This is a genomic window from Amycolatopsis regifaucium (genome assembly GCF_001613935.1).
Taxonomy (GTDB): Bacteria; Actinomycetota; Actinomycetes; order Mycobacteriales; family Pseudonocardiaceae; genus Amycolatopsis; species Amycolatopsis regifaucium.
Window position 1 is genome coordinate 188,711 of sequence record NZ_LQCI01000050.1, and the last position, 23,176, is coordinate 211,886.

Consider the following 23,176-nt stretch of genomic DNA (forward strand, 5'->3'; position numbering starts at 1 on the left):
TCACCGCGCCCGCCGCGCGGCACCGGCCGCCGCCGCCCCACCGAGGATCAGCACCAGCGTGGTCATCCCCCACCGCCGCTTCTCCTTCGTCTGGGCGCGGGGGTCGGCCTCCTCCGCTTCCTCGCGTTTCCGGGTGGGCGCCGAACGTGCCGGTTCCGGCGCGGGAGCGGGCGGCTGTATCACCTTGGGCGCGGAAGCGGGCCGCGGAGCCGGGCTTGGCGTGGGCGTCGGGCCGGGGGTCGGTACCAGGCTCGGACTGGGGGTCGGCGAGGGCGTCGGGGACGCAGGAGTGGGCACAGGCACAGGCACAGGTGTCGGCGTGGGGGCAGGGGTGGGGGTCGGCGTGGGTGTCGGTGTCGGCGTCGGCTTGGGCGGTTCCGGTTTCGGCGGCTCGGGCACTTCGGGGGCGGTGAGGCAGCCGGCGGCGTCCGAACTCGCCAGCGGCGGACCCGACCGCACCTCGGTCACCCGCCCCCCGCGGTCGAGGCGGTAGAGCACACTGCGTCCGCCGATCCGGTTCGCCGTGGCGTACAAGGCGCCGTCGCGGCCGAGCACGACCGAACCGTAGACATCGGCGGGCGGGAACCGGGCGTCGTCGGCTTCGCGCACCTTGCCGGACGCCGGATCGATGGTGATCACGACGCCTTTTCCGCGCCAGGTGGTGGAAACGCCGTACAGCAGTCCGTTGTGGTAGGCGAAGTCGTTGACATCGTGGGCGAGGGTGATCGGCCGCAGGAACACCGTCCGGATCACCCGCAGGTACCGCTCCCCCGGCGTCAGGTCCACTGTGTACAGGGTGCCGTTCCTGAGCAGGTACCAGGAATTCCCGCCGATCGCGCCGGCGGTCACCCCCGCGACGGGGCTCCACACCGGCAGCCGGTTCCCGGCGCGGGTGATGGGGCCGAGATCCCGGGCGGTCCCGTCACGATCGATCGTCACCGCGTGCGCACCCCGGCTGAGCCCCTCGGCGACACCGAACACCTGGTCTCGTGTCGCGGAGTAGCCGAGCGCGTTGAGCCGGTAACCCGGATCGGTGACGCGCAGCGTGGTCCCCGACCCGACGTCGAGCCAGCGCAGCTTCGACTTCCCGTGCGACCCGGTCTCGGCCTGCACCACCAGGCAGGACTCGGCGGCACGCGCGGCCATCGGGGCCAGCAGCGCCGAGGTGCCGACCAGTCCGGCGACGGCCACCGTCGCCGCGGCCCGCGTCACCCCGTCCACGGCGCTCAAGCGAGTCTTGCCCGGGCGGCCGTGAACGCGTCGGGCGGGATCCGGATCCCGCCGCCGAACGGGTTCTGCAGCTGGTAGATCGCGAACAGCAGGAGGGTGATCGTGCCGGCCAGGGTGGAGACGATGACCAGATGCGCGGCGAGCCGAGTGCCGCCGAACAGGTTCGGCAGCAGGACCGAGATGAGGCTGCCGAGGATCAGCGCGAACCAGACGACACCGCCGACCCGGCTGCCCTCGACGGCGTTGAGCCGGGATTGACGGGCCTCGTAGACCTGCCAGAGCTGGGCTGTCGCCTCGGCCTTGCGCTCGCGGACCCAGTCGTCGTCCGAAGGCGCCTTCTCGACCGCCTTGCGCAACTGGTCGAGTTGCGCCCAACCGGTGTCGGGGACGGTCTCGTCACCTTCGGCCATCAACGGCCACTCTCGCTGTTCGACCGTGGTGATGTACTCCGCGCTCAGCTTCCGTACCTCGTCCTTGGCCTCCGCCCCCAGGGAATCCGCGGCCCAGACGGCGGCGACGAGGCTGTCCGCCTCGTGGTAGGAGCCGTCGCGCGCCGCGCTCGCGGAGTCGAAGAGGGAGATCAAGATGAACGCGACCAATACCGCGTGCAGCCCGCCGACGATGGTGAACACCTGGCCGGCGGCGTCGTTGTTGTCACGCCGCCCCTCCTCCCAGCCGAATTTGCGGACGAGGTAGCCGACGAACCCCGCGAAGATCGCCGCGCCGACGACCCAGGCGATGCCGGTCAGGTAAATGCCCATTCGACTCCCTCGCTCCGAAGACCACTGAAACTAGTTCACCGTTCGGGGCGGGGAAAAGGTCAATTGAATCAATTCATACTCACGGCGGAGCGCGGCCTGCCGATCGTCACCTTCCCGGCGCAATTTCTCAGTCGGCGAAACGATTTGCGGTACACGCCGGAAAGGCGCGTCACCGGTTGGAGAGCACTCCTTCACGACCGAGTGAGCAGCGGACACGGCACGTCACCGGCACATCCGTTCACCGTCGGACCGGCAGGCTTCGACGCCCCGAACGGCCCCCGCCAACAGCGCCTACCAGCACCGATCCGGCAAACAGGTGAACATACCCCGAGACCCGATCGAGTGTTTGAGCCGGGATTACCGCTTGCTATGTTCATTTTGTGCGCACCCCACTCTAATGGGTAGCCGCGAATACGCGATCAGCAGTTCCCATGGCGGAATGACCCGCCACGACGACGGGTGGATTCCTTGACGACCATCGAGACCCGCACCGGCGCCCGGCCCGCCGGCGAAGTACTGACCTGGAGCCGGAATCTGCTCGATCCGGCGCTGCGTGAAACCGTCGGCAGATTACCGGAGTCGATGCGGTTGATCGCGGGCTACCACTTCGGCTGGTGGGACGAGCACGGCCGTCCGTCCACTTCGGACGGCGGCAAAGCGCTGCGGCCGGCACTGGTGCTGCTGGCCGCCGAGGCGGTCGGGGGCGACGCCGAGGTCGCCGTCCCGGCGGGGGTCGCGGTGGAGCTGGTGCACAACTTCTCCCTGTTGCACGACGACGTGATGGACGCCGACACCACCCGGCGGCACCGCCCGACGGCCTGGACGGTCTTCGGCACCGGTGCCGCGATCCTGGCCGGGGACGCCCTGCTGTCGCAGGCCTTCGAGATAGTGGCCCCGTTCGGCCGAACCGCGTTGCGGGTGCTCAGCACGGCCGTGATCGACCTGCTGGAAGGGCAGAGCGCGGACCTGAAGTTCGAAGAACGCGGTGACGTCGACACCGCCGAATGCGTCCGGATGGCCGAAGGGAAGACCGGCGCGTTGCTCGGGGCGTCGTGCACGCTCGGCGCGCTCGCCGGGGAAGGGAGAGAGGATCAGGTCGACCGGCTGACCGAGTACGGGAGGGCACTCGGGCTGGCGTTCCAGCACATCGACGATCTACTCGGGATCTGGGGTGATCCGGCGGTGACCGGGAAGCCGGTCCACTCGGATATCGCCAACCGGAAGAAGTCTTTACCGGTGGTGGCCGCGCTCCACTCCGGCACGGCTGCCGGGCGAGAACTGGACGCCTTGTACCGCAAGGAAAACCTCGACGCCGCGGAGCTGCCCCACGCGGCGGAGCTGGTGGAACGAGCGGGTGGCCGGGCGTGGAGCCAGGAGCAGGCCGACGCGCTCCTGACCGGCGCGCTGCATCATCTCGCCGTCGCGAACCCGGTGCCCCGCCCAGGTGCCGAGCTGGCGGCCCTGGCGAAACTGGTGGTACGGCGACGATATTGACGACCCGGCGCGGAGAAGGCACGGGTGGGCCGGGGAAAGTCTCCGGCCTTCCCGTGTTTCAGCGGCCGGGGCGGGTCAGCCCCCGGTCACCGGCACCGCGGCTGAGGACGACCTCGTCGGTGTCTTTGAGCGCGGTGGCCTTGAGCGCTTCCGCCCCGGCGTCCCCGCGCTGCCCCGCGGTCAGGTCCAGCAGCCGGATCGGCGGGCCGAGCTGCACCAGGGTCGGGACGTACTCGGCCTTGTCGACCTTCCAGCGCTCGCCGTCACGCACGAACCGGAACCGCGCGGCCGCGCCCTGTTCGGTCGAGCCCTTCGGTTCCGAATGCCGGGCGACGCTGTTGCCGAGGCCGTAGGCGACCCATTTGCCGTTGATCTGCTCGAAGGGCTGCACGACATGCGCGTGGTGGCCGATGATCAGGTCGATCGAGTCGTCGCCGAGGAGCTTTTTCGCCAGGGAACGCTGCTCCGAGGTCGGGTCGTGCTGGTATTCGGTGCCCCAGTGCAGGCTCGCGAGCACGACCTGCGCCCCCGCCTTGCGCGCGGCCTTGGCCTCCGCGATGACGGCTTCCGCGTCGATCTGGTTGACCAGCCAGGGTTTCCCGGCGGGCACCTTGATGCCGTTGAACCCGTAGGCGTAGGAGATCTGGGCGACCTTCACCCCGTTGACGTCGACGATCAGCGGTTTCTTCGCCTCTTCCGCCGAGCGCGCCGAACCGGTGTGCTGGAGGCCGGCCTCGTCGAGTTCGTCGAGGGTCCGCTTGGCGCCCTCCGGGCCCTGGTCGATCGTGTGGTTGGACGCCGTCGAGCAGGTGTCGTACCCGGTGTCCTTGAGCGCGTCGACGATCTCGGGCGGCGCGCTGAACGACGGGTAGCCGCTGTACGGGCCACCCTTCGGCGCCAGCGGCGTCTCGAGGTGGCAGATGCCGAGGTCGGCGCCGGAAATCAGCGGTTTCACCCCGGCCAGGAGCGGCCGGTAGTCGATCTTGCCGTTGCCGTCCTCCTTGGCCTGCTCGGTCAGCGCGGGGTGGATGAGCACGTCACCGGTCGCGACCACGGTGAACGAGTCCTCCGGCGCCTGGCTCGCCTGCGCGGGCGGCGCGCTTGACGCGGCGGGCGGCTGGTCAGCGGCCACCTCGCACCCGGCGAGCAGCACGGCGACGCCGAGGAGAGCGGCTGTCTGGCGGGCGCGGCTGGCGATCATCGGTTCCCTCGTTCGGGTGACGGTTGTCGCCCATCCTGCCTCACTGAGGTCACTCGCCGTCAAACCGGACGCCCGCGTTTAGTCCTCTGGATGCGGTCCTTGCACGCGCAACCACCGCATTCAGAGGACTAAACGCGGGGGTCAGGCGAGGCAGTCACCAGGGTCACCTCGGCGAAGGGCCGGGTCCTCCTGGACGAAGGTCCGGGCGACCCCGGGGCCACTGGAACGCGTCTCGAACCGCACGGTCACCCGCCCGTGCCCGGCACCCTGCACCCAGCCGCTCCCGAACTCGTCGTGCACCACGTCGTCCCCCGGCCGCCAGCCGGTCGAGGTGACCACCGGGGCGGGCGCCCGCGAGACGGTGGGCGCAGTGGACACATCGGGCACCGGGACCGACAGGGTGAACAGCGGATCCTGATGCGGCACCGAAAGCCCGGAAAACGCGACTCCGGCCAGCCGCACGCCACCGAAGTCCGACGGGTCGATCAGCAGTCGCTCCGCCATCGCGGCGAGCTGGTCGAATTCGTCGGTCGGCGAAGCCATCGTCTCCGAACGCGTCACCGTGCTGAAGTCGGTGTGCCGCAGTTTCACCACCACCGTCCGCGCGACCCGTTCGGCGTTGACCAGCCGCTTGTGCGCGTGGACGGCGAGGTCGCGGACCTCCCGCCGCAGGCTCACCAGGTCGATCAGGTCCCGGTCGAAGGTCGTTTCCGCACTGACCTGCTTGAGTTCCGCGCGGTCGGACACCGGCCTGTCGTCGACGCCGGTGGCGAGGCGCCGCAGATCCCGGCCGACCACACTGCCCAGCGTGGACACCGCGTCGGCGTCGGACAACGCGGTCAGCTGTCCCAGCGTCCGGACGCCGATCGCCCGCAGTTTTCCTTCCGCCACCGGGCCGATCCCCCACAGCACCCTGGTCGGCAACGGCGCGAGGAAGTCGCGTTCGGTGCCTTGATCGACGACGAGGAGCCCGTCCGGTTTGGCCAGATCCGACGCGACCTTCGCGACCTGTTTGCCCGACGCCGCCCCGATCGAAGCCACCAGGCCGATCTCGGCCCGGATGTGCTCCCGCAGCCGGGTGCCGAACTCGCGGACCTGCTCCGACGACGCCCCGGACAGGGAAGGCGGTTCCGCGAAGGCCTCGTCGAGCGAGATCCGTTCCAGCACGGGCGCGTACTGGGCGACGAGGTCGAACACCCGCGTGCTGAGCAGTTCGTAGAGGGCGAACCGCGGCGGCAGGATGACCCCGTTGGGCGGCAGCAGCCGCCGGGCCTGCGACATCGGCATCGCCGATTTGATCCCGTGCGCACGCGCCTGGTAACTCGCCCCGGCGACCACGCCGCGCGGGCCGGCGCCGCCGACCAGGACGGGGCGGTGCGCCAAGGTCGGCCGGGTCAGCTGTTCACAGGAGGCGTAGAACGCGTCCATGTCGAGGTGGATGACCCACCGGTCATGCCCGCCCATCGCCCGGTACCTCGAGAAGACGGTGCAGGGCTTTCGTGTACTCCTCGAACGCCGCGCGGCCCCGGGTGGTCAGCTCGACCAGCGTCACCGGGGTGCGATGTTCGAAGGCCTTGGTGATCTCGACGTATCCGGCGTCCTCGAGTTTGCGCAGATGGGTCGACAGGTTGCCGGGTGTCATGTCCAGCAGTTGCTGCAGGCGCGGGAAAGTGATGCTGTCGCCCGGCCCGAGGCTCGACAGCGCCACGGTGACCCGCAGCCGCGCCTGCGCGTGGATCACCGGATCGAGCTGGGGCAACCCGTCCTCGCTCATCGCGATCGCACCAGGAAGACCAGCGACGCCACCAGAAACCCGCCGCCGCCCGCGAGGCTCAGCACCAAGAAGTTGTCGGGCCCGCCCGCCAGCACACTCGCCGCGCCGCACGCGATGATCCACACGCCGAGGCCGTACTGCAGTTTGCTCTGCCACAGCATTCCGCCGGCGAGGTACATCAGTCCGGTCAGGATGAGCGAGGTTCCCGACCACAGCAAGGGGATCAGCTCGGAATCGAGGCCGAGGCGGATCAGCGCGGTGTTCACCACCGTCAGCCCGCCGAACGCGATCATCCAGCTCCACCCGTACATCGCCCCGACGAGCCGGGACGGACCGCGGACACCGCGACCGCTCCGGATGCCGTAGATGGCCGAGTACGCGATGGCCCCGGCGAAGGCCACGACCGCGAGGGCGCCGGCCAGCCACAGCGGTGTCAGCGAGGTGGGCGGGGCCGAAAGGTAGATGAGCCCGAAACCGAGCAGCCACACCAGACCCCAGACGGCGAGCAGCACGGCGGGATTCGGCCCGATCCCACGCCGGGTCTCCTCCGCCTGCTTGGCGATGAGCGCGAGCGACTCCTCGGGCGTCATCGGCCGCGCGTCGTCGTCCCGTTCATGCTCCACCACTTCGGAAAACTAACACGGGTTCACAATCTCGCCGTGTCGAGCCGGAACCTCGCCATCACCACGAGCGCGGGCACCACCAGCCAGGCGGCGAGCACTCCGGCGGCGGTCAGCACACCCGAACCGCCGAGCACCGGCGCGCGGCCGATCTCGCCGAGCCAGTACGTCGGCAGGAGATGTCCGGCGGTGTTCATCCAGCCGGGCAGGATCTGCAGCGGGATCCACAGCCCGCCGAACATACCGAGCGGCAGCATCAGCGCGCCGGTCACGGCCTGGACGGTGTCGCCCTTGCCGAACAGGCCGATCATCAGGCCCAGCACCGCGAACGGCAGGGCGCCGAGCCACAGCGCGCCGAAGATCGTCAGCCACTGGCCGGTTTCGAGCCGGATGCCGCGGATCATCCCGGCCGCGAAGATCACCAGCAGCACGGGCAGCGCGACGAACAGCCCCGCCGACACCTTCACCAGCAGATAGCCGGGTGCCCGCATCGGCGTCAGCCGCAAGGTGCGCTGCCAGCCGTCGGTGCGCTCGGTGGCGACGCGCGTGCCGGTGAACAGCGCGGCGGTCATGGCGCCGTACGCGGCCATGTTCACCATGGTCACCGTCGCGGTCGAGATGCCGGGAGCGATCTCGCGGGCGCCGAAGATCCCGCCGAACAAGAGGAACATCGCCAGCGGCATGCCGATGGTGAACAACGCGAACTGCGGGCTGCGGACGATGCGCTTGATCTCCAGCGTCAAGTAGTCCAGGTTCATCGCAAGGCCCCCTCGGTTTCATCGGCGGTCAGCGCGACGAAGGCTTCTTCCAGTCCGACAGCGGTGATTTCGATGTCCGCGGCGAGCGGGAACTCGCGCAGCAGAGCGCGGATGGCGGCGTCGGAATCGGCGCAGCTCAGCTCCGCGTGCCCGGCCCGCAGGACCGCTCGCGACACTCCGGGCAACGCGGCCAGCACGGTTTCGGTGGCGCCCGGGACGACGGCCCGCAGCGCCCGGCCCGCGACCGCGGCCCTGACCTGGCCGACCGGCCCGTCCGCGACGATCCGGCCGTGGCGCATGAGCACGACGCGGTCGGCGTAGTCCTCGGCTTCGGCGAGGTAATGCGTCGCGAAGAGGACCGTGCGGCCCGTCTCGGTGTACTCACGCATGGACGCCCAGAACCGTCGCCGCCCGTCGACGTCCATCGCCGCGGTCGGCTCGTCGAGCACCAGCAGCTCCGGATCGCCGACCAGTGCCAGCGCGAACCGCACCCGCTGCTGTTCTCCGCCGGAGAGCTTCCCGCACCGGCGATTCGCGTACTCGGTGACACCGGCGCGGTTGAGCACCTCGCGCACCGGCAGCGAATTCCGGTGCAGGGACGCGAACAGGCCGACGAGCTCGGCGACCGTGGCGTCCCTGAGCAGTGTCCCGTTCTGCGCCATCGCGCCGACCACGCCGCGGTCCATCGCCTCGGCCGGGCTGCGCCCGGCGACCCGGACCCGGCCCGCGTCGGGCCTGGTCAACCCCAGCAGCATGTCGATCGTGGTCGACTTGCCCGCACCGTTCGGCCCGAGCAACGCCACCACCTCCCCCGGCGCGGCCCGCACGCTGACGTCGTCGACGGCCAGGACGTCACCGAAGCGCTTCACCAGCCCTTCGAGGCTGAACGCGTCCACCATCACTCTCCCCCTTCGAGCACTCTGAAATACAAAGTCGATACGCACTTTGTAACACAAAGTCCCCTGTCCTGGAAACCCCAAAAGTCCGTGAAGGCCTCCTTCCCTACGCTCAAGGTAGGGAAGGAGGCCTTCACGGACTTTCAGCTAGGCGGGCACCCGGGAGAGTGCCGCTTCAGGAGCCGAAGCCGAGACCGGAGCCGGAGGCGGTACCGGAAGCGGCAACGGCGCGCATTCGACGTCGGCCGTCCGCCCTGGCTTGCGATCGGGCAGCGCACCGGTCGCCAGATAGTCGGCGATCCGGTTGTCGACGCAGGCGTTGCCGCGCGGGGTGATCGCGTGGCTCGTACCGCCCGGCTCACCGATCAGGCGAGCGCCGGGGAAACGGCTTCGCACCTCGAGGCTGCCTTCGTACGGCGTCGCCGCGTCGAGCGTCTCGCCGATCATCAGCACACTCGGCACCTTCTTGCCGTCGACCTTGACCGGCTTGCCCGGCTTCGCGGGCCAGTACCGGCAAGGCGCGTTGAACCAGGCGTTCTGCCAGGTGAAGTACGGCGCCTTCTGATAGGTGCGCCAGTTGTCGAACTTCCACTGCTGCCAGCTCTGCGGCCACTTCACGTCCGTGCACTGGACGGCGAGGTAGACGGCGTACCCGTTGTCGTCGCCGCGACCGCCGAAGCCTTCGAACAGGCCCTTCATCGTCTGCCAGTCACCCTTGTTGACGAACTTCGCGAGCGCGTCACCGAGCAGCGTCCACCGCAGCTGGTAGTACGAAGCCTGTTGGAAGACGTCGAGGAGTTCGTCCGGCCCGATGAACCCGCCCGCCGGGACGGCGGCCACCTTCTTCAGCTGCTCGTCGAAGACCTGCTTCACCGCGGCCTGTGTCTTGCCGAGGTGGTAGACGTCGTCGTGCCGCGCGACCCAGCCGAACCAGATGTCGAGGTTGACGTCGAAGGCGACGTCCTGGTTCAAGTTGGCCTGGTACCAGACATTGCGCGGGTCCACAGTGGAATCGAGCACCATCCGGCGGACGTGCTGCGGGAACAGCGTCCCGTAGACCTGGCCGAGATAGGTGCCGTAGGAGTACCCGTAGAAGTTCAGCCGCTCCGCGCCGAGCGCCTTGCGGATGCTCTCCATGTCCTTGACCGTGTCGGTCGTCTTGATGTTGTCGAGCAGCGCGCGGCTGTTGTTCTTGGCGCACGCGTCGGCGTAGGACTTCGAACGCTGCAGCCAGGTCTTCTCCAGCCGCGGTGTCGTCGGCACGTAGTTCGGCCGGTTGTAATCCATGTAGTCGGGAATGCACGAAAGCGCGGGTTTGCTGGAGCCGACGCCGCGCGGGTCGAAGCCGACCCAGTCGTAGGCGTCGCCCGCGTGGTTCGGCACCCGCGTGCCGCGGGTCGCGAGCAGCAGCCCGGAGCCGCCCGGGCCACCCGGGTTGGTGAGCATGACGCCTTGGTACTGCGCCTCCGGCGTCTTGTGCTTGACACGGCTGAGCGCGAGCTGGATCTTTTCGCCGCGCGGCCTCGTGTAATCCAGCGGCACGGACAGGTAGCCGCATTCGGCGCCGGCGTTGATCAACGCCGGATCGGTACAGGGTCCCCAGGTGATCGTCTCGATGGGCTGCGCTTCTTCCGCGGCGACAGCCGGTGCGGTCACCGCGACCGAAGCCAGCGTGGCCATGGCCAGCGCGGTGCTGAGAACACGTCTCACGGTTTCTCCCTTTCCCTCCAAAGGTGAAGCCCCGAAACCCTATCCACGTCCGTGACCTGGGGAACCCTTCCGGCGAAGGTCCCTACCAACGGCGGGTCCCGATCGCGGCAAACCGGGCAACCGGTTAATCGGTTGGGAGGCCGCGCGGTGGCGGCTAGGATCTCGATCATGACCTACCACATCCGGATGCGCGCCGCCTGAGACGGCGTGACCGCCGGGCCGTCCGCGATCGGGTGGCCCCTTTCCTGCGCGCCGTCTGTCATTCCTTCACGGGCACAGACAGGACATCATGCAGAAGCAACACATCGCGATGATCGGCTGCACCGCGCCGAGCCACATCTACCCGTCGCTGGCCGTCATCCGTGAGCTGGTCGCTCGCGGGCACCGCGTCAGCTACGCCGTAGGCGAGCCACTTACCGGGCTGATCGAACCGACCGGCGCCGAGGTCGTCCCGCATCCGTCGATCCTCCCGCTCGGCGACCAGACCGCGTGGCCGGAGGATCCCGCCTCGCAGATGCGCGTCTTCCTCGACGAGGGCATCCAGGCGATGCCGGTGCTGACCGACTTCTACGACGAAAACCGACCGGACCTGCTGCTGTACGACATCGGCGGGCTTCCGGCACCGATCCTGGCCAGGCGCTACGGCGTCCCCGCGGTACAGCTGTCCCCCACGTACGTCGCGTGGGACGGCTACGAAGAGGACATGGCCGAAATCCTGCGGACGATCCGGACCTCACCGTCCGGAAAGGACTATTTCGCCACGTTCACCCGGTGGCTGACCGAAAACGGCATCGAGGCCGACGCCTGGGAGTGGATCTCCCATCCGCAGCAGGTGCTCGCGCTGCTGCCGAAGGCGATGCAGCCCAACGTCGACCGGGTTCCGTCCTCGGTCCGGTTCGTCGGCCCGGCGCTGGACCCGGAACGACTGGCCGACCGAAGCTGGACACCGCCCGCGAGCGGCAGGAAAGTCCTGCTGATGTCGCTCGGCACCGCGTTCACCGACCAGATCGACCTGTTCCGCGCCTGCGTGGACGGGTTCCGCGACTCGGACTGGCACGTGGTCATCTCGATCGGCCAGACCGACCCGGCCGGACTCGGACCGCTGCCCGAGCACATCGAGGTGCATCCGTTCGTCCCGCAACTCGCGGTGCTGGAGGCCGCGTCGGCGTTCATCACGCACGCCGGCATGGGCGGCAGCACGGAATCACTGTGGTACGGCGTCCCGACCGTCGCGATCCCGCTGGCGACCGACGGCTTCGGCAACGCGGCGAAACTGGCGGAACTGGGTGTCGGTGAGGAACTGGCGGCTTCGGACGTGACCGCGTCGACGTTGCGGGCCGCTGTCGAGCGCGTGGCCGGATCGCCCACGGTGGCCGCGCGTCTCGCCGAGATCCAGGCCGAGACGCGCGGGAACGGCGGCATCGACCGGGCGGCCGATGCCGTGGAGTCGTTCCTGAGCCAGGCCCGGTAGGAGTGCTATGAAAGGTCCTTTCCTTGCGAAATTTCGCAAGGAAAGGACCTTTCATGGCGCGGGTGAGTGGTCTCGGTACTGCAATGAAGGGGCCTTTCATCGCGCGTTTCCCCGGCGTGTCCGTGAAGGCCCCTCCGCTCGAGACTCCGCCGAGGAAACTCGACCTTCACACCTTTCCCAGTACATGATGGCCCCCTTCCTTGCGCCTAGCGCAAGGAAGGGGGCCATCATGTACCTCGAGGGTTCGTGCCGGGGCATGGCTCGTTACCGTGGTGGCTGATCCCCGTCGCCCAGTTCAAAACCACGCCACATTTGGCCTACCCTCTATAGAACGCTCATCAGCACTCACGACCCCTCTCAAAGCCCCGCAGATCACCCAAGTCGGGCGCCATGGACTGCACCAGGATCCCTTGTAGACGTTCAAGAGCTGGGTTGAGCCTCGATCGCTCTAAAGCAGTGGCACCGACCAGCGGTTACGCGACTTGGAGGCCTGCACTTCCCCCGGTGCGTCAGCTGCCCCGGATCTCGTTCAGGTAGTTGTAGATCGTGTACCGCGTGACGTCGAGTTCCCCGGCGAGGTGGTCCACCGAGTCCTTGATGAGGAAGAACCCCGCCTCGTCCAGTTCCCGGACCACGGCCGCCTTGTGCCGCTTCTTCATCAGGTCCACCGGGATCCCGGCCTTCGCCACCGCCCGCCCGACCAGGAACCGCTGCAGGCTGTCGACGTCCGGCGGGAAAGTCTCGGGTTCGTGACCGTCGGCGTTCGGCGAGCCGTCGGACAGCCGGTTCACGCACAGGCAGCCGATCGCGACCCCGTCGGCGTCCCGCAGGAACAGCGTCGAGGAGCGGATCGCGCGGCCGTCGGGGCCGTGGGTCTCGTAGTTCGTCAGGTCCTGGGTGGTGCCGCGGCGGACCAGGCCCAGCAGCAGATCCGTCATCGGACCGCCGACCGTCCGGCCGGTGAGGTCGCCCGCGATGGCGACGATCGAATCCGGCAACCTGCTCAGATCGTGCAGCAGGACCTCGTTGCCCGGTCCCAGCATCGCGGCGAGCGCGTGCACCGCCGGGACGAGCGCGGTGAGCAGATCCGCCGAAGCCGCCGACGCGACGACAGGCGTCTCGAAGACGCGGACCGGTTTCTCCAGCCGTTCCAACGCGGAGCGCAGCTGTTCCGCCGCGCTCGCCGGAGTCGACGCGTGCGGGGACAGCCGGACGTGCTCCGGCCGTACGGTCACGGCGATCCCGGCGTTGGCCAGCGCCGAGCCTAGCTGTTCGGCGGCGTGCCCCTCCCACTTGAAGGCGAGGATCCCGGCGCGTCGCTCGACGGCCGAAACCACCTCTGCCCCAACGGATTTCACCACCTCTTCGAGTTCACCGACGCGTTCGGAGATCCGAGCGGCGATGGCCGCGACACCCGCCTCTTCGACCAGTTCCAGCGCCGCCGCGAACGCGCCCGAGGTGATCGGGCTCAGGTTCGAGATCGACCACGCGGCCGCGGTGTCGTCGGCGGGGTGGATCTCGTCGTCGAACAGTCCCGGGTCGCGGGCGCCGGTCCAGCCGGAGAGGATCGGTTCCATCCGCTCCAGCGCGCGGTCCGAAAGCACGGCGAATCCGGTGCCCCAGCCCGCCCGCAGCCATTTCTGGCCGCCGACGACGAGCACGTCGGCGACCTCCCACGGCGCCTCGGTCACGCCGAAACCCTGGATGCCGTCCACGACGAGCAGCCGATCGCCGACGACTTCCCGGATCGCCGCCAGATCGGCGCGGTATCCGGTGCGGAAGTCCACCGCGCTCACGCTGACCAGCGACGTCTCCGGTGTCAACGCCGCCTTGACCGCGTCCGCCGTGACGTGTCCCAGCGGCAGCCGCCGCACGGTGAGCCGTCCCGCCTGTTCGGCGCGCGCCCACGGATAGGTGTTGGCGGGGAACTCCGACGCCGAGACCAGCGCCTCGCCGGCCGGGGCGTTGAACGCGGCCTGGAACAGCCCGAGACTGGTGTGCGGCAACAGTACCGTGTGGTCGGTGTCGCTACCGGAAAGGCGGGCGGCGGCGGCCTTGGCCCGGATCTCCTGCCGCATCAGGTCGTCCACAGTGGACGGACCGGCCTTCGTGGAGGCGTCGAGCAGGCTCGCGGTCGTGTCGAGTACGGCGTGCGACGGCGGCCCGAACCGGGCGAAGTCGAGGTACCCGGCCGGTTCGTCGAACTGCAGCAGGTACCGCGGGGAGATCCGCGTCATGCGAGGACCCGCGCCAGGAACTGCTTGGTCCGCTCGTGTTTCGGAGCGCTCAGTAGCTCCCCCGGCGGGCCGGTCTCGACGATCGCGCCGTCGGCCATGAACACCACCTCGTCGGCGGCCTCGGCCGCGAAGCCCATCTCGTGCGTCACCACGACCATCGTCATCCCCTCCGCGGCCAACGTACCCATCACCGCCAGCACCTCGCCCACCAGTTCCGGGTCGAGCGCCGACGTCGGCTCGTCGAACAACATCAGCTTCGGCTTCATCGCGAGCGACCGGGCGATCGCGACCCGCTGCTGCTGCCCGCCCGACAGCTGAGCCGGATAGGCGTCGGCCCGGTGCGTGAGGCCGACCCGGTCCAGCAGTTCGAGCGCCTGCTGACGGGCTTCGTCCGACGCGACCCCGAGTACGCGGACCGGCCCTTCGACGACGTTCTGCAGCACCGTCCGGTGCCCGAACAGGTTGAATCGCTGGAACACCATGCCGATGCCGCGCCGCTGCCGGGCGACCTCGCGCTCCCGCAGTTCGTACAGCTTGCCGTCACGCAGGCGGAAGCCGATCGGCTCCCCGTCGACCCAGACCTGCCCCGCGTCGATCGTCTCCAAATGGTTGACACAACGCAGGAACGTGCTCTTCCCGGCACCCGACGGGCCGAGCAGGCAGACCACTTGTCCTTTATGGACTTCGAGGTCGATCCCGCTCAGCACCTCGGTGTGCCCGTAGCTCTTGCGGACACCCACCGCCCGCAGCAGGGGTTCAGACACGTTCACTCCTCACCAGCGGCGCGGTGCGCAACGCCTTGGCGGCACGCGAGAACGGGCCGCCCGCCCGCTCTTCGGAATCGAAGGCGCGCTCCAGATAGTGCTGCCCGACCCCGGCGACGGTCACCACGACCATGTACCAGATCGCCGCGGCCAGCAGGGTCTCCATCACCAGCAGGTTGTTGGAGGCGATGTTGTTGGCGGCGTGGATCAGCTCGGTCACGCCGATCACCGACGCCATCGACGTGCCCTTGAGCATGTTGATGAAGTCGTTGCCGGTCGGCGGGATGATCACCCGCATCGCCTGCGGCAGCACCACGCGGCGCAGGGTGGCGAGCGGCGTCATCCCGATCGACTTGGCGGCCTCGGTCTGTCCACTGTCGACACTGTTCAGCCCGGCGCGGACGATCTCCGCCATGTACGCGCTTTCGTTGAGCGCCAAGCCCAGCAGCGCGGCGGTGAACGCGGTGATCAGCACGTTGGTCTGCTCGTGCAGCAGGTAGCCGCCGAACGGCAGCGGGATCGAGATGAACTCGAAGACCAGCGCCAGGTTGTACCAGATCAGGATCTGCAGCAGCACCGGCAGCCCGCGGAACAGCCAGATGTAGCCCGCCGCGAACCAGCGCGCCACCGGATTCGCCGAACGGCGCATCAGCGCGATCACGACCCCGATGACGATCGCCGAACCCTGCGCGATCACCGCGAGCAGCACGGTGTTGAGCAGACCGACCGCCATCACCCGGTACCACAGGAACTCCGGGACGGAATCCCACTGGATCTGGGCGTTGGCGAGCGCGATCCCGAGCAAGGCCAGCAGCGCGAGGATGACGACGGCGCTGACCCAGCGGCCCCAGTGCCGCAACCGGACGATCGGCAGCGGCTCAACTTCCGCCATTGAGCTTCGCCTCCTTCACCGCGCCCTGCTCGACGCCCCAGGCCTGCAGGATCTTGCCGTAGCCGCCATCGGCGATCAGGGACTGCAACGCCTTCTGGACGGCTTCGGCCAGCGGCTTGTTGTCCTTGTTGACGCCGATGCCGTACGGGCCGCCGTTGATCGGCTCACCGGGGACGACCTCGAAGAACTCGCCCTCGCCCGCGGTCCGCGAGATGTAGACCGCGCTGGGCAGGTCGTTGAGGATGGCGGCGACCCGGCCGGTGCGGAGCTGGTTCTGGTTCTGCGTGTCGCTGTCGGTCGCGGTGACCGTCAGCGCGGGCTTGCCTGCCTGCGTGCACTTGCCGTTCTGCTCTTCGGCGAACTTCTGGTGACTCGTGCCCTGGACGACGGCGACGTTCTTGCCGCACAACGTGTCCGGACCGGCGATCCGGTCGGGATTGCCCTTGCGGACCATGATCGTGATGCCGGAGGAGAAGTAGTCGACGAAGTCGATCTGCGCCTGGCGGGTCTTGGTGTCGTTCATCGCGGCCATCGTGAGGTCGACGCGGCCGGACTGGAGGCTCGTGATCAGCGAACCGAACGCCATGTCCTGGTGGTGCACGGTGACGCCCAGCTTCTTGGCGATGGCCTTGGCGAGGTCGACCTCGTAGCCGATCGGGGTCTTGCCGTCGGCGGCGTAGAAGTTGTTGGGCGCGGACTGCAGGTTCGACGCCAGGTGCAGCATCCCGGCCTGCGTGTATTTCGCGGGCAGGGTGGCGGCGACGGCGGCGTCCTTCTGGACGGCCTCGATCACCGCGGTGGTGTCCGGAATCGCGGCGGGCGCCCCCGGGGTGGCGGCGGGCTGCCGGCCGCCGGCTCCGTCGGGCCCGCCCCCGCAGGCGGCGGTGACGAGCGCGGCCACGCCGGTGAGCACGGCCAAGCGCCAGGTTCGGGTCAGGGTGAGCGGCGTCGACGGCATGACGGACCTCCACGGTGCCTTGGGATGGTCGCCGACGCTACAACTGCCTGTTGAATAGGTCAACAAGCAGTTGAAATCTTGTCCGGTGGATGTCCGCTGTACATGAAGGCCCCCTTCCTGCACCTAGGCGCAAGGAAGGGGGCCTTCATGTACTTGGCTCAGACAGCGATGTAGTTCCCCGAGAGGATGAGCAGGACCTGCAGGGTGATGCCGGTGCCGTAGTAGTCCTTGGCGTTCGGCGTCCAGGTCGTGATCGAGGTCCACAGCTTGTCCAGCCAGGCCTGGCTGCCCGGGTCGTTCATCGCCGCGATGGCGAACGACGCGGTGAAGCAGGGGTGCTGACCCGTCTGACCCGAGATCTTGGCGCCCGCCAGCGTGTAGCCGGTGGTGATCTTGGCCGGGTCGCCGCCCGTGTTCTGCTGGATCCAGGTGTTCATCTTCCGCACCTGCCCCTGCGCCGGGCTGCCAGACACGGTGATGCCGTCGACGCCGAGCCGCCACGGGTCGCGGCAGGCGTTGTAGCTGTACTTGTCGTCCTTGCCTTCGAGGAGGTTGTACGGGGCCGGCTTCGGCGTGGTGTTCGTGTTGACGACGAAGTCCGGGATCAGCCCCGTCTTCGGCGCGTACTGCTGCTGAAGCTGGGTGACGGCCTGCTCCTGCCGGGTGCGGACCTGGCCCCAGAACGAATCCCCGGTGACCTTTTCGAACGCGCGGAGGTGACCCGGCATCCAGTCGGAGGAACGCGAGCTGTAGAGGTACTTGCCCTCGTCGGCCCAGTCGGCCAGCCGCATGAACTTGGTGGTGGGGTGCACCTCGCTGCGCTTGATGGCCTTGATGATCCGCAGCGCCTCGGCCTTGTAGTTCACCGAACCGCCGCTGCCCCAGACCTTGTCGGCGATGAGCAGGCCGTAGGCGATTTCCAGGTCGCCGTCGGTGGCCGAGTCGGTGCCGTTGACGCTCTTGCAGGTCTCATCCTGCTCGGCGGCGTGCAGATCCCCGTCGATCGACGAGGGATGCGCCTTCACGAACTTCAGGATGCCGTCGAAGACGGTGCGGGCCTGCGAGTCCTTGTCCCCCATCATCGCCGCGATGGTCATCCCGTAGCCCTGACCCTCGGCGACGAAGGCGTGGTCGGCGTCCGGCGCCTTGACCGCGTAGGTGCCCGTCCCGCACTTGGTGGTGAGGAAGTTCTTCTTCCAGTAATCGTAGTACTTCGCGAGTGCCGCGTCCTGCGTCGCCTGCGACACCGAGGGACGCAGGACTCCCGGCAGATAAGGGGTTCCTTGAGTGGTGGCCGCGGTGGCGGGGGCGGTCGTGGCGACCAGCCCGGCGGTCAGCGCGGCCGCGGCCAGCACTGTCCGAACGGTCTTTCTCATGGCTCCTCCGGAAACGTCGTTGGTGGCGGCGGCGCTTTTCGAGAGTGACATCCGAGTCGGGCAAAAACAAGAGAGTTAAGAAAGTTTCCTTACTATTACCGTAAATGACGCCCGCGTGAACGATGTCCTAGCGTGGGGTCATGACGATCGACCTGAGCACGCGCGGCGAGGCCTTCCGGGACTTCTGGACCGAGCGGCATCTCGCCACCCTGACCACCGTCCGCGCCGACGGGACCCCGCACGTCGTCGCCGTGGGGGTCACGGTGGACTTCGAGGCCGGGATCGCGCGTGTGATCACGTTCCGCTCGTCGAAGAAGGCCCGCCTGGTCAAGGAAGCGGGCGAAAAGGGCATACCGGTCGCGGCCTGCCAGCTGGACGGGCCCCGGTGGTCCACTTTGGAAGGGCGCGCGGTCCTGCGCGAAGATTCCGACTCGGTCCGTGACGCCGAGAACCGCTACGCCGCGCGCTACCGGCAGCCCAAGCCCAACCCGGAACGCGTGGTCATCGAGATCACCGTGACCCGGGTCCTCGGCAACGCCTGACACCCCGCCAGCCCCGCGTTCCGTCCTCTGAACGCGGTAGTTGCACACGCAACCACCGCGTTCAGAGGACGAAACGCGGGCGGGGGTGACGTCAAGCGACGAACAGGTTGAGCAGTCCCTCCACCGAACGCACGATCACCCGCGCGGCGGCGCGTTCCGCGTGGGCGGCGTCGGGCCGCTCGGCCTCGTGCCGCCAGCGGACGAGGGCGCTCTCGGCACCCGCGTGGATCTCGGCCGGATCCGCGTCGGGTTCGAGACCGAGCCGCTCGGTGGGCGCGAGGCCCTGCGCGCCGAGCAGTCGTGCCGCCTCCTCGGCGATCTCGCCGGACAACGCCGTGCGGCCGCCCCGGATGTCGGCGATGAGCCGCAGTTCCCGGAAGTCGTGCGCGGCCGCGGCGAACCGCTCCACCCGCGCGGCCAGCCGGTCACTGTGCGGGCGCGGTTCGGCGGCCAGCAGACCTTCCAGCCGCAGCACCGCCGTGCGGGCTTTCAGCGCTTCGGCCCTGGCGACGAAGCATCCGGCGAGCGTGTCCCGCAAGTCGCCGAGGCCGCTGCGGTGCACGAGTTCCGCCGAGAGTTTCAGTCTGTTCTCGCTCCCGGTGCGGATCAGCGTGAGGGCCAGCCGGACGCCGTAGATGCCGAACCGCGAGACCAGATGTTTCCGTGACTCCGGCGGGATCCGTATCGGAAACGGATCGTCCACAAAGGAATCGACAGACAGGAGACAGCGCTCCAGGTCCTGCCGGGAGATCGACGCCAGCGCGCGCAGGACCTCGAACTCGTCGTCCCGCAGCGCGCGCCCGGCGTACCCGAGTTGCCCGGCGACCGCGATGACTCCCTGGAAACCCGCGCACCGCGGATCCTCGCGCCAAGCCCGCCGCGCCAGTTGTTTCGCGGTGAGCAAGGCGTCGATCCGGCCCGCGCCGACCTCGTCGGCCCTGCCGAGCACCAGCACCGAGTTCACCGCGCTCTGCCGCGCGAACGCCGAACCACCCACCGGCCGGGCGCCGTCGAGTTCGTCGGGTTCGAGATGGCGCACCAACCGCACGGTCGCGTCGACGTGTTCCGCCAGTGCCGGGGTGTCGAACAGGTCGAGTTCGCGCAGCGCCCGCGTCGGCCATTCCGCCAGTGCGGAGACCAAAGTGGACTTTCCGGTTCCCGGTGTGCCGACGAAACCGACCCGCAGCGGTTCTTCCAGTCGCTCCAGGCATTCACGCAGCATCGCCACCGCGGGCGGGCGATCCCGGTAGAGCGCCGCGGCGTCGGTCAGGAGTTCACGGACATCGAGGGCTGTCACGCGGAAAGCTCCCGGATATCACGGGCGGTCACGCCTAAAGTTCCCGCCTTCCGGTGCAGAGCCGCCAGCCGGTCGATCTCCTTCTTGACCCGCTGCGTGCGCCGATCCCGTTCGGCGGAGCCGGCGACGATCAGTTCTCTCCTGTGCGTCAGTTCTTCCGCGAGTTCGTCGGACAGCGCGGCGAAATGATCGCGCAGCCGCCGCTGAACCTGGCGGATCTCGTCCTTGATCTCCTTGCTGAACCGGATGAACACGTCGTCGACGTGGCGCTGCGCCGCGGCCTTCGCCAGCGCCTGCCGTCGCTGCAGCCGCATCCCGCCTTCGTCGCGCACGCTCTTGGTGGCGAACGCGACACCGGCGCCGAGGGAGACCGGGTTGATCAGCGGCAGCCCGGCGAGGCTGGTGACCAGACCGAACATCAGCACACCACCGTAGGAACCACGCAGGCCGGTGAAGAGTTTTTGGCCGATCTTGAACCGTTCGATCTTGGGGGCGCCGACTTCGGGGATCGAGTCCACTCCGGACCCGGTGAGCGGCAGATCCGGTACCTGGCCGTACCGCGGCCCGAAACTCGTGGCGACCGCGTGCGCGATCCACGTCGCCCGGTCCGCCACCCAGTGGTAGTTCGTCTCGACGGCCTCGGCGAGGTTTTCCTCCAGCCAGGCTTGGAAGTCCGGCCAGATCTGCACCGGGTCGCCTTCGTCGAAGGTGCGGTCGATATGCCGCACGATCACTCGCGTCCGTTCACGCAGGTCGTATTCGGCGTCGGAGACCAGATCGGTGATCTCGTCCGACAACAGGTTCTGCCAGCGGACGTTCTGCCGCCGCAGCTCCTCGGAGCGCCGTTGTGCCTGGTGCAGCAGGGTGACCTGATCGATCCCGCTGTCCTGCGGAACGGCGTTGAGCCGCGTCTGCAGCGTCTCCACCAGTTCGACCGCCGCCGCGCGGACGCTCACCGCGGCGGCGAGCGCCCGGGTGCGTTCGATCGGTCGCGCGGCCTGTTCCCCCACCCAGTTCAGGAGTTCCGGGAAACCGGACCGTCCATTGAGGTCGACGTCACCGGCCTTCGCGGCGGCCTGGCGCACCGTCGCGGACACGGGGAAGACGTCGGCGACGACCCCCGTCTCCGAAAGCGCGGCACGGTTGCGCGCGGCGAGTTCCCGCCAGTCCGGGCTGACGTCGATCTTGGTCAGCGCCAGTACCAAGGCCGGGCACCAGGTCCGGATGTGCCGGGCCAGCGCGAGTTCGGCGGGCTGGAGTTCCTGTGTCGCGTCGGAGACGAGGATCACCGCGTGCGCGTCGGCGAGGACGTCGAGGGTGGCCGCCGTGCGGGGCGACCGCGGATCGCCGACGGCCGGAGTGTCCACCAGGACCAGGCCCGTGCCGAGCAGTTCGCGCGGCAGGCCGACCTCGACGCGGCGCAGCGAACCGGGCGGGCGGACCTCGAGTTCCTTCGCCAGGTCACCGACCGGGACGCGTTCACGGGCGTGCCCGACCAGCGTCGCGGCGGGATCGCTGGCGTAGCCGATCTCGGTGGGTACGGCGGCCGTGCTCGCGTCACCGACCGCGCAGACCGGCGCGTTCAGCAACGCGTTGAGCAGGTAACCCTTGCCCTGCTTGGGAAAACCGACCACCGCGATCCGGGTGCCCGGCGCCTGCTGGTCACGTCTGCGCCGGAGTCGTTCGGCCAGGTCGGCGCGACCATGGGCGACACAGGCGTCCAAGGTCTCGTTGAGCACGTCGAGCCAGGCGGGGGCTGTCACGGGGATGCAGTGTTCCCTTAACCAAGCGCGGAATCAATGTGGCATGGGCCAACATGGACGTGCGGGCCCCGCGACCTGCCGCGGTCGCGGGGCCCGGTCACCCGGTGAGATATGAAGAATCTTCAGATCAGCCGATGTGGATGTCGTTGCCCGAGGCGATGTCGCCGCCACCGATGTGGATGTCACCGATGTTGCCGACGTTGTGGCCGATGTTGTTGCCGACCTCGGAGACGACGTCGTGGACGTCGGAGACACCCGCGTGGTTGGCGACGCTGGCGACCTCGTTGGCCACGTTGCCCGCGACGCTGCCGGTGACGTCACCGTGGTTGTTCGCGATGTCCCCGTTCGCGTAGTTGTTCGCGACCTCGTGCACCTTGGTGGTGACGTCGGCGACGCCGACGTTGCCGATGACGCTGGTCAGGTCGCCCACCTGGGACAGGAAGTCCGGGGCACCGCCCGCGACACCGTCGGCGCGCGGCAGGTCGCCGGCCAGGTCGCCGACGACCGGAACCGAGTCGACGGCCGGAAGCTGAACCGCGTCCACGGCGGGGACGTCGTGGACGAGGTCGGTCGCGGTGTCGACCGCGCCGCCCGCGACGCCACCGGCCTGGCCGAGGGACACGGAGTCGAGGCCACGCGAAAGGTCATCGGTCAGGCCGAAGCTGCCGACGGTGTTCTGCGCGAGGGCGGTCACGCCGGCGGCGGCGTTCGACACGTCGGTCACGTCGGAGACGGCCGGGACACCCGGCAGGCCCGGGACGGCACCCGGGACCTCGATCGGCAGGTCGCCGAGGCCCGGCACGCCCGGCAGGGTGCCGGTACCGACGGCGGGGACGTCGACCGGCAGGCCGGCGGTCAGCGCGGTGAGCTGGTCGATCGCGCCCTGGACACCGTCGGCGCACTCGCCGTCGGTGCCGTTGACGGCGTTCGCGACGCCACCGAAACCGGCCAGGTTGTCGGCGGCGGCGGCCGCGGTGCCGGTCACGCCGGTGGCGGTGTCGACCGGGACGAAGTCGAGCACCAGGGGGACGACCTCGTGCACGTCGGCGGCGTTGATGTCACCGAGGCCGGCGTCGGCCAGCACCTGCTGCGGGTCGTTGGCGAACGCCGCGCGGGCCGCGGTGTCGTTCAGCAGGTTCAGCGTGAAGTCGTGCAGGGTCTGAACGGAACCCATGAAAGGACTCTCCTGTGGGGTCTGGGGCGATGAGGGCGAACGCAGCGCCTGAGGGCACGGCTGCTCGCAGGTCACCGAAACTAGCGAGGGGGCAGCTCCCCGCACATCGGGGATCACTCCCCGTCGTCGCCCACTCAGCCAATAGGGGATCGGTATGACATCGTTAGGGCGTTAGGGGCTTAACCGAGACGCGCCCCGTTGGGTTTAATTCCAGCTCTCACCCATAAGGGTCAAGCCGTACGGGTGAATGGCCCTGGT

Annotated in this window: 20 protein-coding genes; 3 read left to right on the top strand and 17 right to left on the bottom strand. The window is 68.9% G+C overall.

Going from position 1 to position 23,176, the window contains the following annotated elements; translation table 11 throughout:
- Positions 1-1,221, bottom strand: a complete 1,221-nt coding sequence (locus AVL48_RS33605; RefSeq protein ID WP_244162366.1) for a DUF6923 family protein — start codon at positions 1,219-1,221, stop codon at positions 1-3.
- Positions 1,222-1,226: 5 nt separating this feature from the next.
- Positions 1,227-1,991, bottom strand: a complete 765-nt coding sequence (locus AVL48_RS33610; protein ID WP_061981419.1) for a bestrophin-like domain — start codon at positions 1,989-1,991, stop codon at positions 1,227-1,229.
- A gap of 468 nt (positions 1,992-2,459) precedes the next feature.
- Between AVL48_RS33610 and AVL48_RS33615 the strand changes: the two genes are divergently transcribed.
- Positions 2,460-3,485 (top strand): family 2 encapsulin nanocompartment cargo protein polyprenyl transferase, encoded by a 1,026-nt coding sequence (locus tag AVL48_RS33615; RefSeq protein WP_061981599.1) that lies wholly within the window; start codon positions 2,460-2,462, stop codon positions 3,483-3,485.
- 58 nt (positions 3,486-3,543) lie between these two features.
- On the opposite strand, the gene AVL48_RS33620 is transcribed toward AVL48_RS33615, so the two are convergent.
- The 7 genes from AVL48_RS33620 to AVL48_RS33650 all read right to left on the bottom strand — a co-directional run bounded on the left by AVL48_RS33620 (position 3,544) and on the right by AVL48_RS33650 (position 10,444).
- Positions 3,544-4,686 (bottom strand): CapA family protein, encoded by a 1,143-nt coding sequence (locus AVL48_RS33620; RefSeq protein WP_061981418.1) that lies wholly within the window; start codon positions 4,684-4,686, stop codon positions 3,544-3,546.
- A gap of 141 nt (positions 4,687-4,827) precedes the next feature.
- Positions 4,828-6,150 carry a DNA polymerase IV gene (locus tag AVL48_RS33625; protein WP_061981417.1) on the bottom strand — a complete coding sequence of 441 codons (1,323 nt, stop codon included), beginning with the start codon at positions 6,148-6,150 and terminating at the stop codon, positions 4,828-4,830.
- A complete protein-coding gene (locus AVL48_RS33630; protein WP_034320046.1) occupies positions 6,137-6,460 on the bottom strand; it encodes a transcriptional regulator in 324 nt (107 codons plus the stop codon). The genes AVL48_RS33625 and AVL48_RS33630 overlap by 14 nt, the downstream gene beginning before the upstream one ends.
- Entirely contained in the window at positions 6,457-7,086 is a 630-nt protein-coding gene (locus tag AVL48_RS33635; protein ID WP_082857852.1) for a hypothetical protein, read from the bottom strand. The genes AVL48_RS33630 and AVL48_RS33635 overlap by 4 nt, the downstream gene beginning before the upstream one ends.
- 20 nt (positions 7,087-7,106) lie before the next feature.
- Positions 7,107-7,838 carry an ABC transporter permease gene (locus tag AVL48_RS33640; protein ID WP_061981416.1) on the bottom strand — a complete coding sequence of 244 codons (732 nt, stop codon included), beginning with the start codon at positions 7,836-7,838 and terminating at the stop codon, positions 7,107-7,109.
- Positions 7,835-8,737, bottom strand: a complete 903-nt coding sequence (locus AVL48_RS33645) for an ABC transporter ATP-binding protein (protein ID WP_061981415.1) — start codon at positions 8,735-8,737, stop codon at positions 7,835-7,837. Before AVL48_RS33645 ends, AVL48_RS33640 begins: the two co-directional genes overlap by 4 nt.
- 144 nt (positions 8,738-8,881) lie before the next feature.
- On the bottom strand, positions 8,882-10,444 hold the full coding sequence (locus AVL48_RS33650) for an alpha/beta hydrolase (protein WP_143104779.1): 1,563 nt from the start codon (positions 10,442-10,444) through the stop codon (positions 8,882-8,884).
- Between the two features lie 289 nt (positions 10,445-10,733).
- Here AVL48_RS33650 and AVL48_RS33655 point away from each other — a divergent pair, with 289 nt between their 5' ends.
- Positions 10,734-11,915, top strand: coding sequence for a macrolide family glycosyltransferase (locus AVL48_RS33655; protein ID WP_061981413.1), 1,182 nt, complete (start codon positions 10,734-10,736; stop codon positions 11,913-11,915).
- A gap of 509 nt (positions 11,916-12,424) precedes the next feature.
- Here the strand turns inward: AVL48_RS33655 and AVL48_RS33660 are convergent.
- From AVL48_RS33660 to AVL48_RS33680, 5 genes are all read right to left on the bottom strand, one after another.
- Positions 12,425-14,152, bottom strand: a complete 1,728-nt coding sequence (locus AVL48_RS33660) for an aminotransferase class V-fold PLP-dependent enzyme (protein WP_061981412.1) — start codon at positions 14,150-14,152, stop codon at positions 12,425-12,427.
- Complete coding sequence (locus tag AVL48_RS33665; protein ID WP_061981411.1) at positions 14,149-14,916, bottom strand: amino acid ABC transporter ATP-binding protein; 768 nt, start codon at positions 14,914-14,916, stop codon at positions 14,149-14,151. Before AVL48_RS33665 ends, AVL48_RS33660 begins: the two co-directional genes overlap by 4 nt.
- A complete protein-coding gene (locus tag AVL48_RS33670) occupies positions 14,909-15,808 on the bottom strand; it encodes an amino acid ABC transporter permease (RefSeq protein ID WP_061981410.1) in 900 nt (299 codons plus the stop codon). The genes AVL48_RS33665 and AVL48_RS33670 overlap by 8 nt, the downstream gene beginning before the upstream one ends.
- Positions 15,795-16,766 carry an ABC transporter substrate-binding protein gene (locus AVL48_RS33675; RefSeq protein WP_061981409.1) on the bottom strand — a complete coding sequence of 324 codons (972 nt, stop codon included), beginning with the start codon at positions 16,764-16,766 and terminating at the stop codon, positions 15,795-15,797. Before AVL48_RS33675 ends, AVL48_RS33670 begins: the two co-directional genes overlap by 14 nt.
- Positions 16,767-16,924: 158 nt before the next feature.
- Complete coding sequence (locus tag AVL48_RS33680) at positions 16,925-18,142, bottom strand: family 8 glycosyl hydrolase (protein ID WP_061981597.1); 1,218 nt, start codon at positions 18,140-18,142, stop codon at positions 16,925-16,927.
- A gap of 140 nt (positions 18,143-18,282) precedes the next feature.
- Between AVL48_RS33680 and AVL48_RS33685 the strand changes: the two genes are divergently transcribed.
- Complete coding sequence (locus AVL48_RS33685; RefSeq protein ID WP_061981408.1) at positions 18,283-18,684, top strand: PPOX class F420-dependent oxidoreductase; 402 nt, start codon at positions 18,283-18,285, stop codon at positions 18,682-18,684.
- Between the two features lie 91 nt (positions 18,685-18,775).
- Here AVL48_RS33685 and AVL48_RS33690 read toward each other — a convergent pair whose 3' ends face one another.
- The 3 genes from AVL48_RS33690 to AVL48_RS33700 all read right to left on the bottom strand — a co-directional run bounded on the left by AVL48_RS33690 (position 18,776) and on the right by AVL48_RS33700 (position 22,918).
- Entirely contained in the window at positions 18,776-19,981 is a 1,206-nt protein-coding gene (locus AVL48_RS33690; RefSeq protein WP_061981407.1) for a GTPase, read from the bottom strand.
- Positions 19,978-21,744, bottom strand: coding sequence for a dynamin family protein (locus AVL48_RS33695; RefSeq protein WP_061981406.1), 1,767 nt, complete (start codon positions 21,742-21,744; stop codon positions 19,978-19,980). The genes AVL48_RS33690 and AVL48_RS33695 overlap by 4 nt, the downstream gene beginning before the upstream one ends.
- Positions 21,745-21,871: 127 nt before the next feature.
- Entirely contained in the window at positions 21,872-22,918 is a 1,047-nt protein-coding gene (locus AVL48_RS33700; RefSeq protein ID WP_061981405.1) for an IniB N-terminal domain-containing protein, read from the bottom strand.
- Positions 22,919-23,176: the final 258 nt, after the last annotated feature.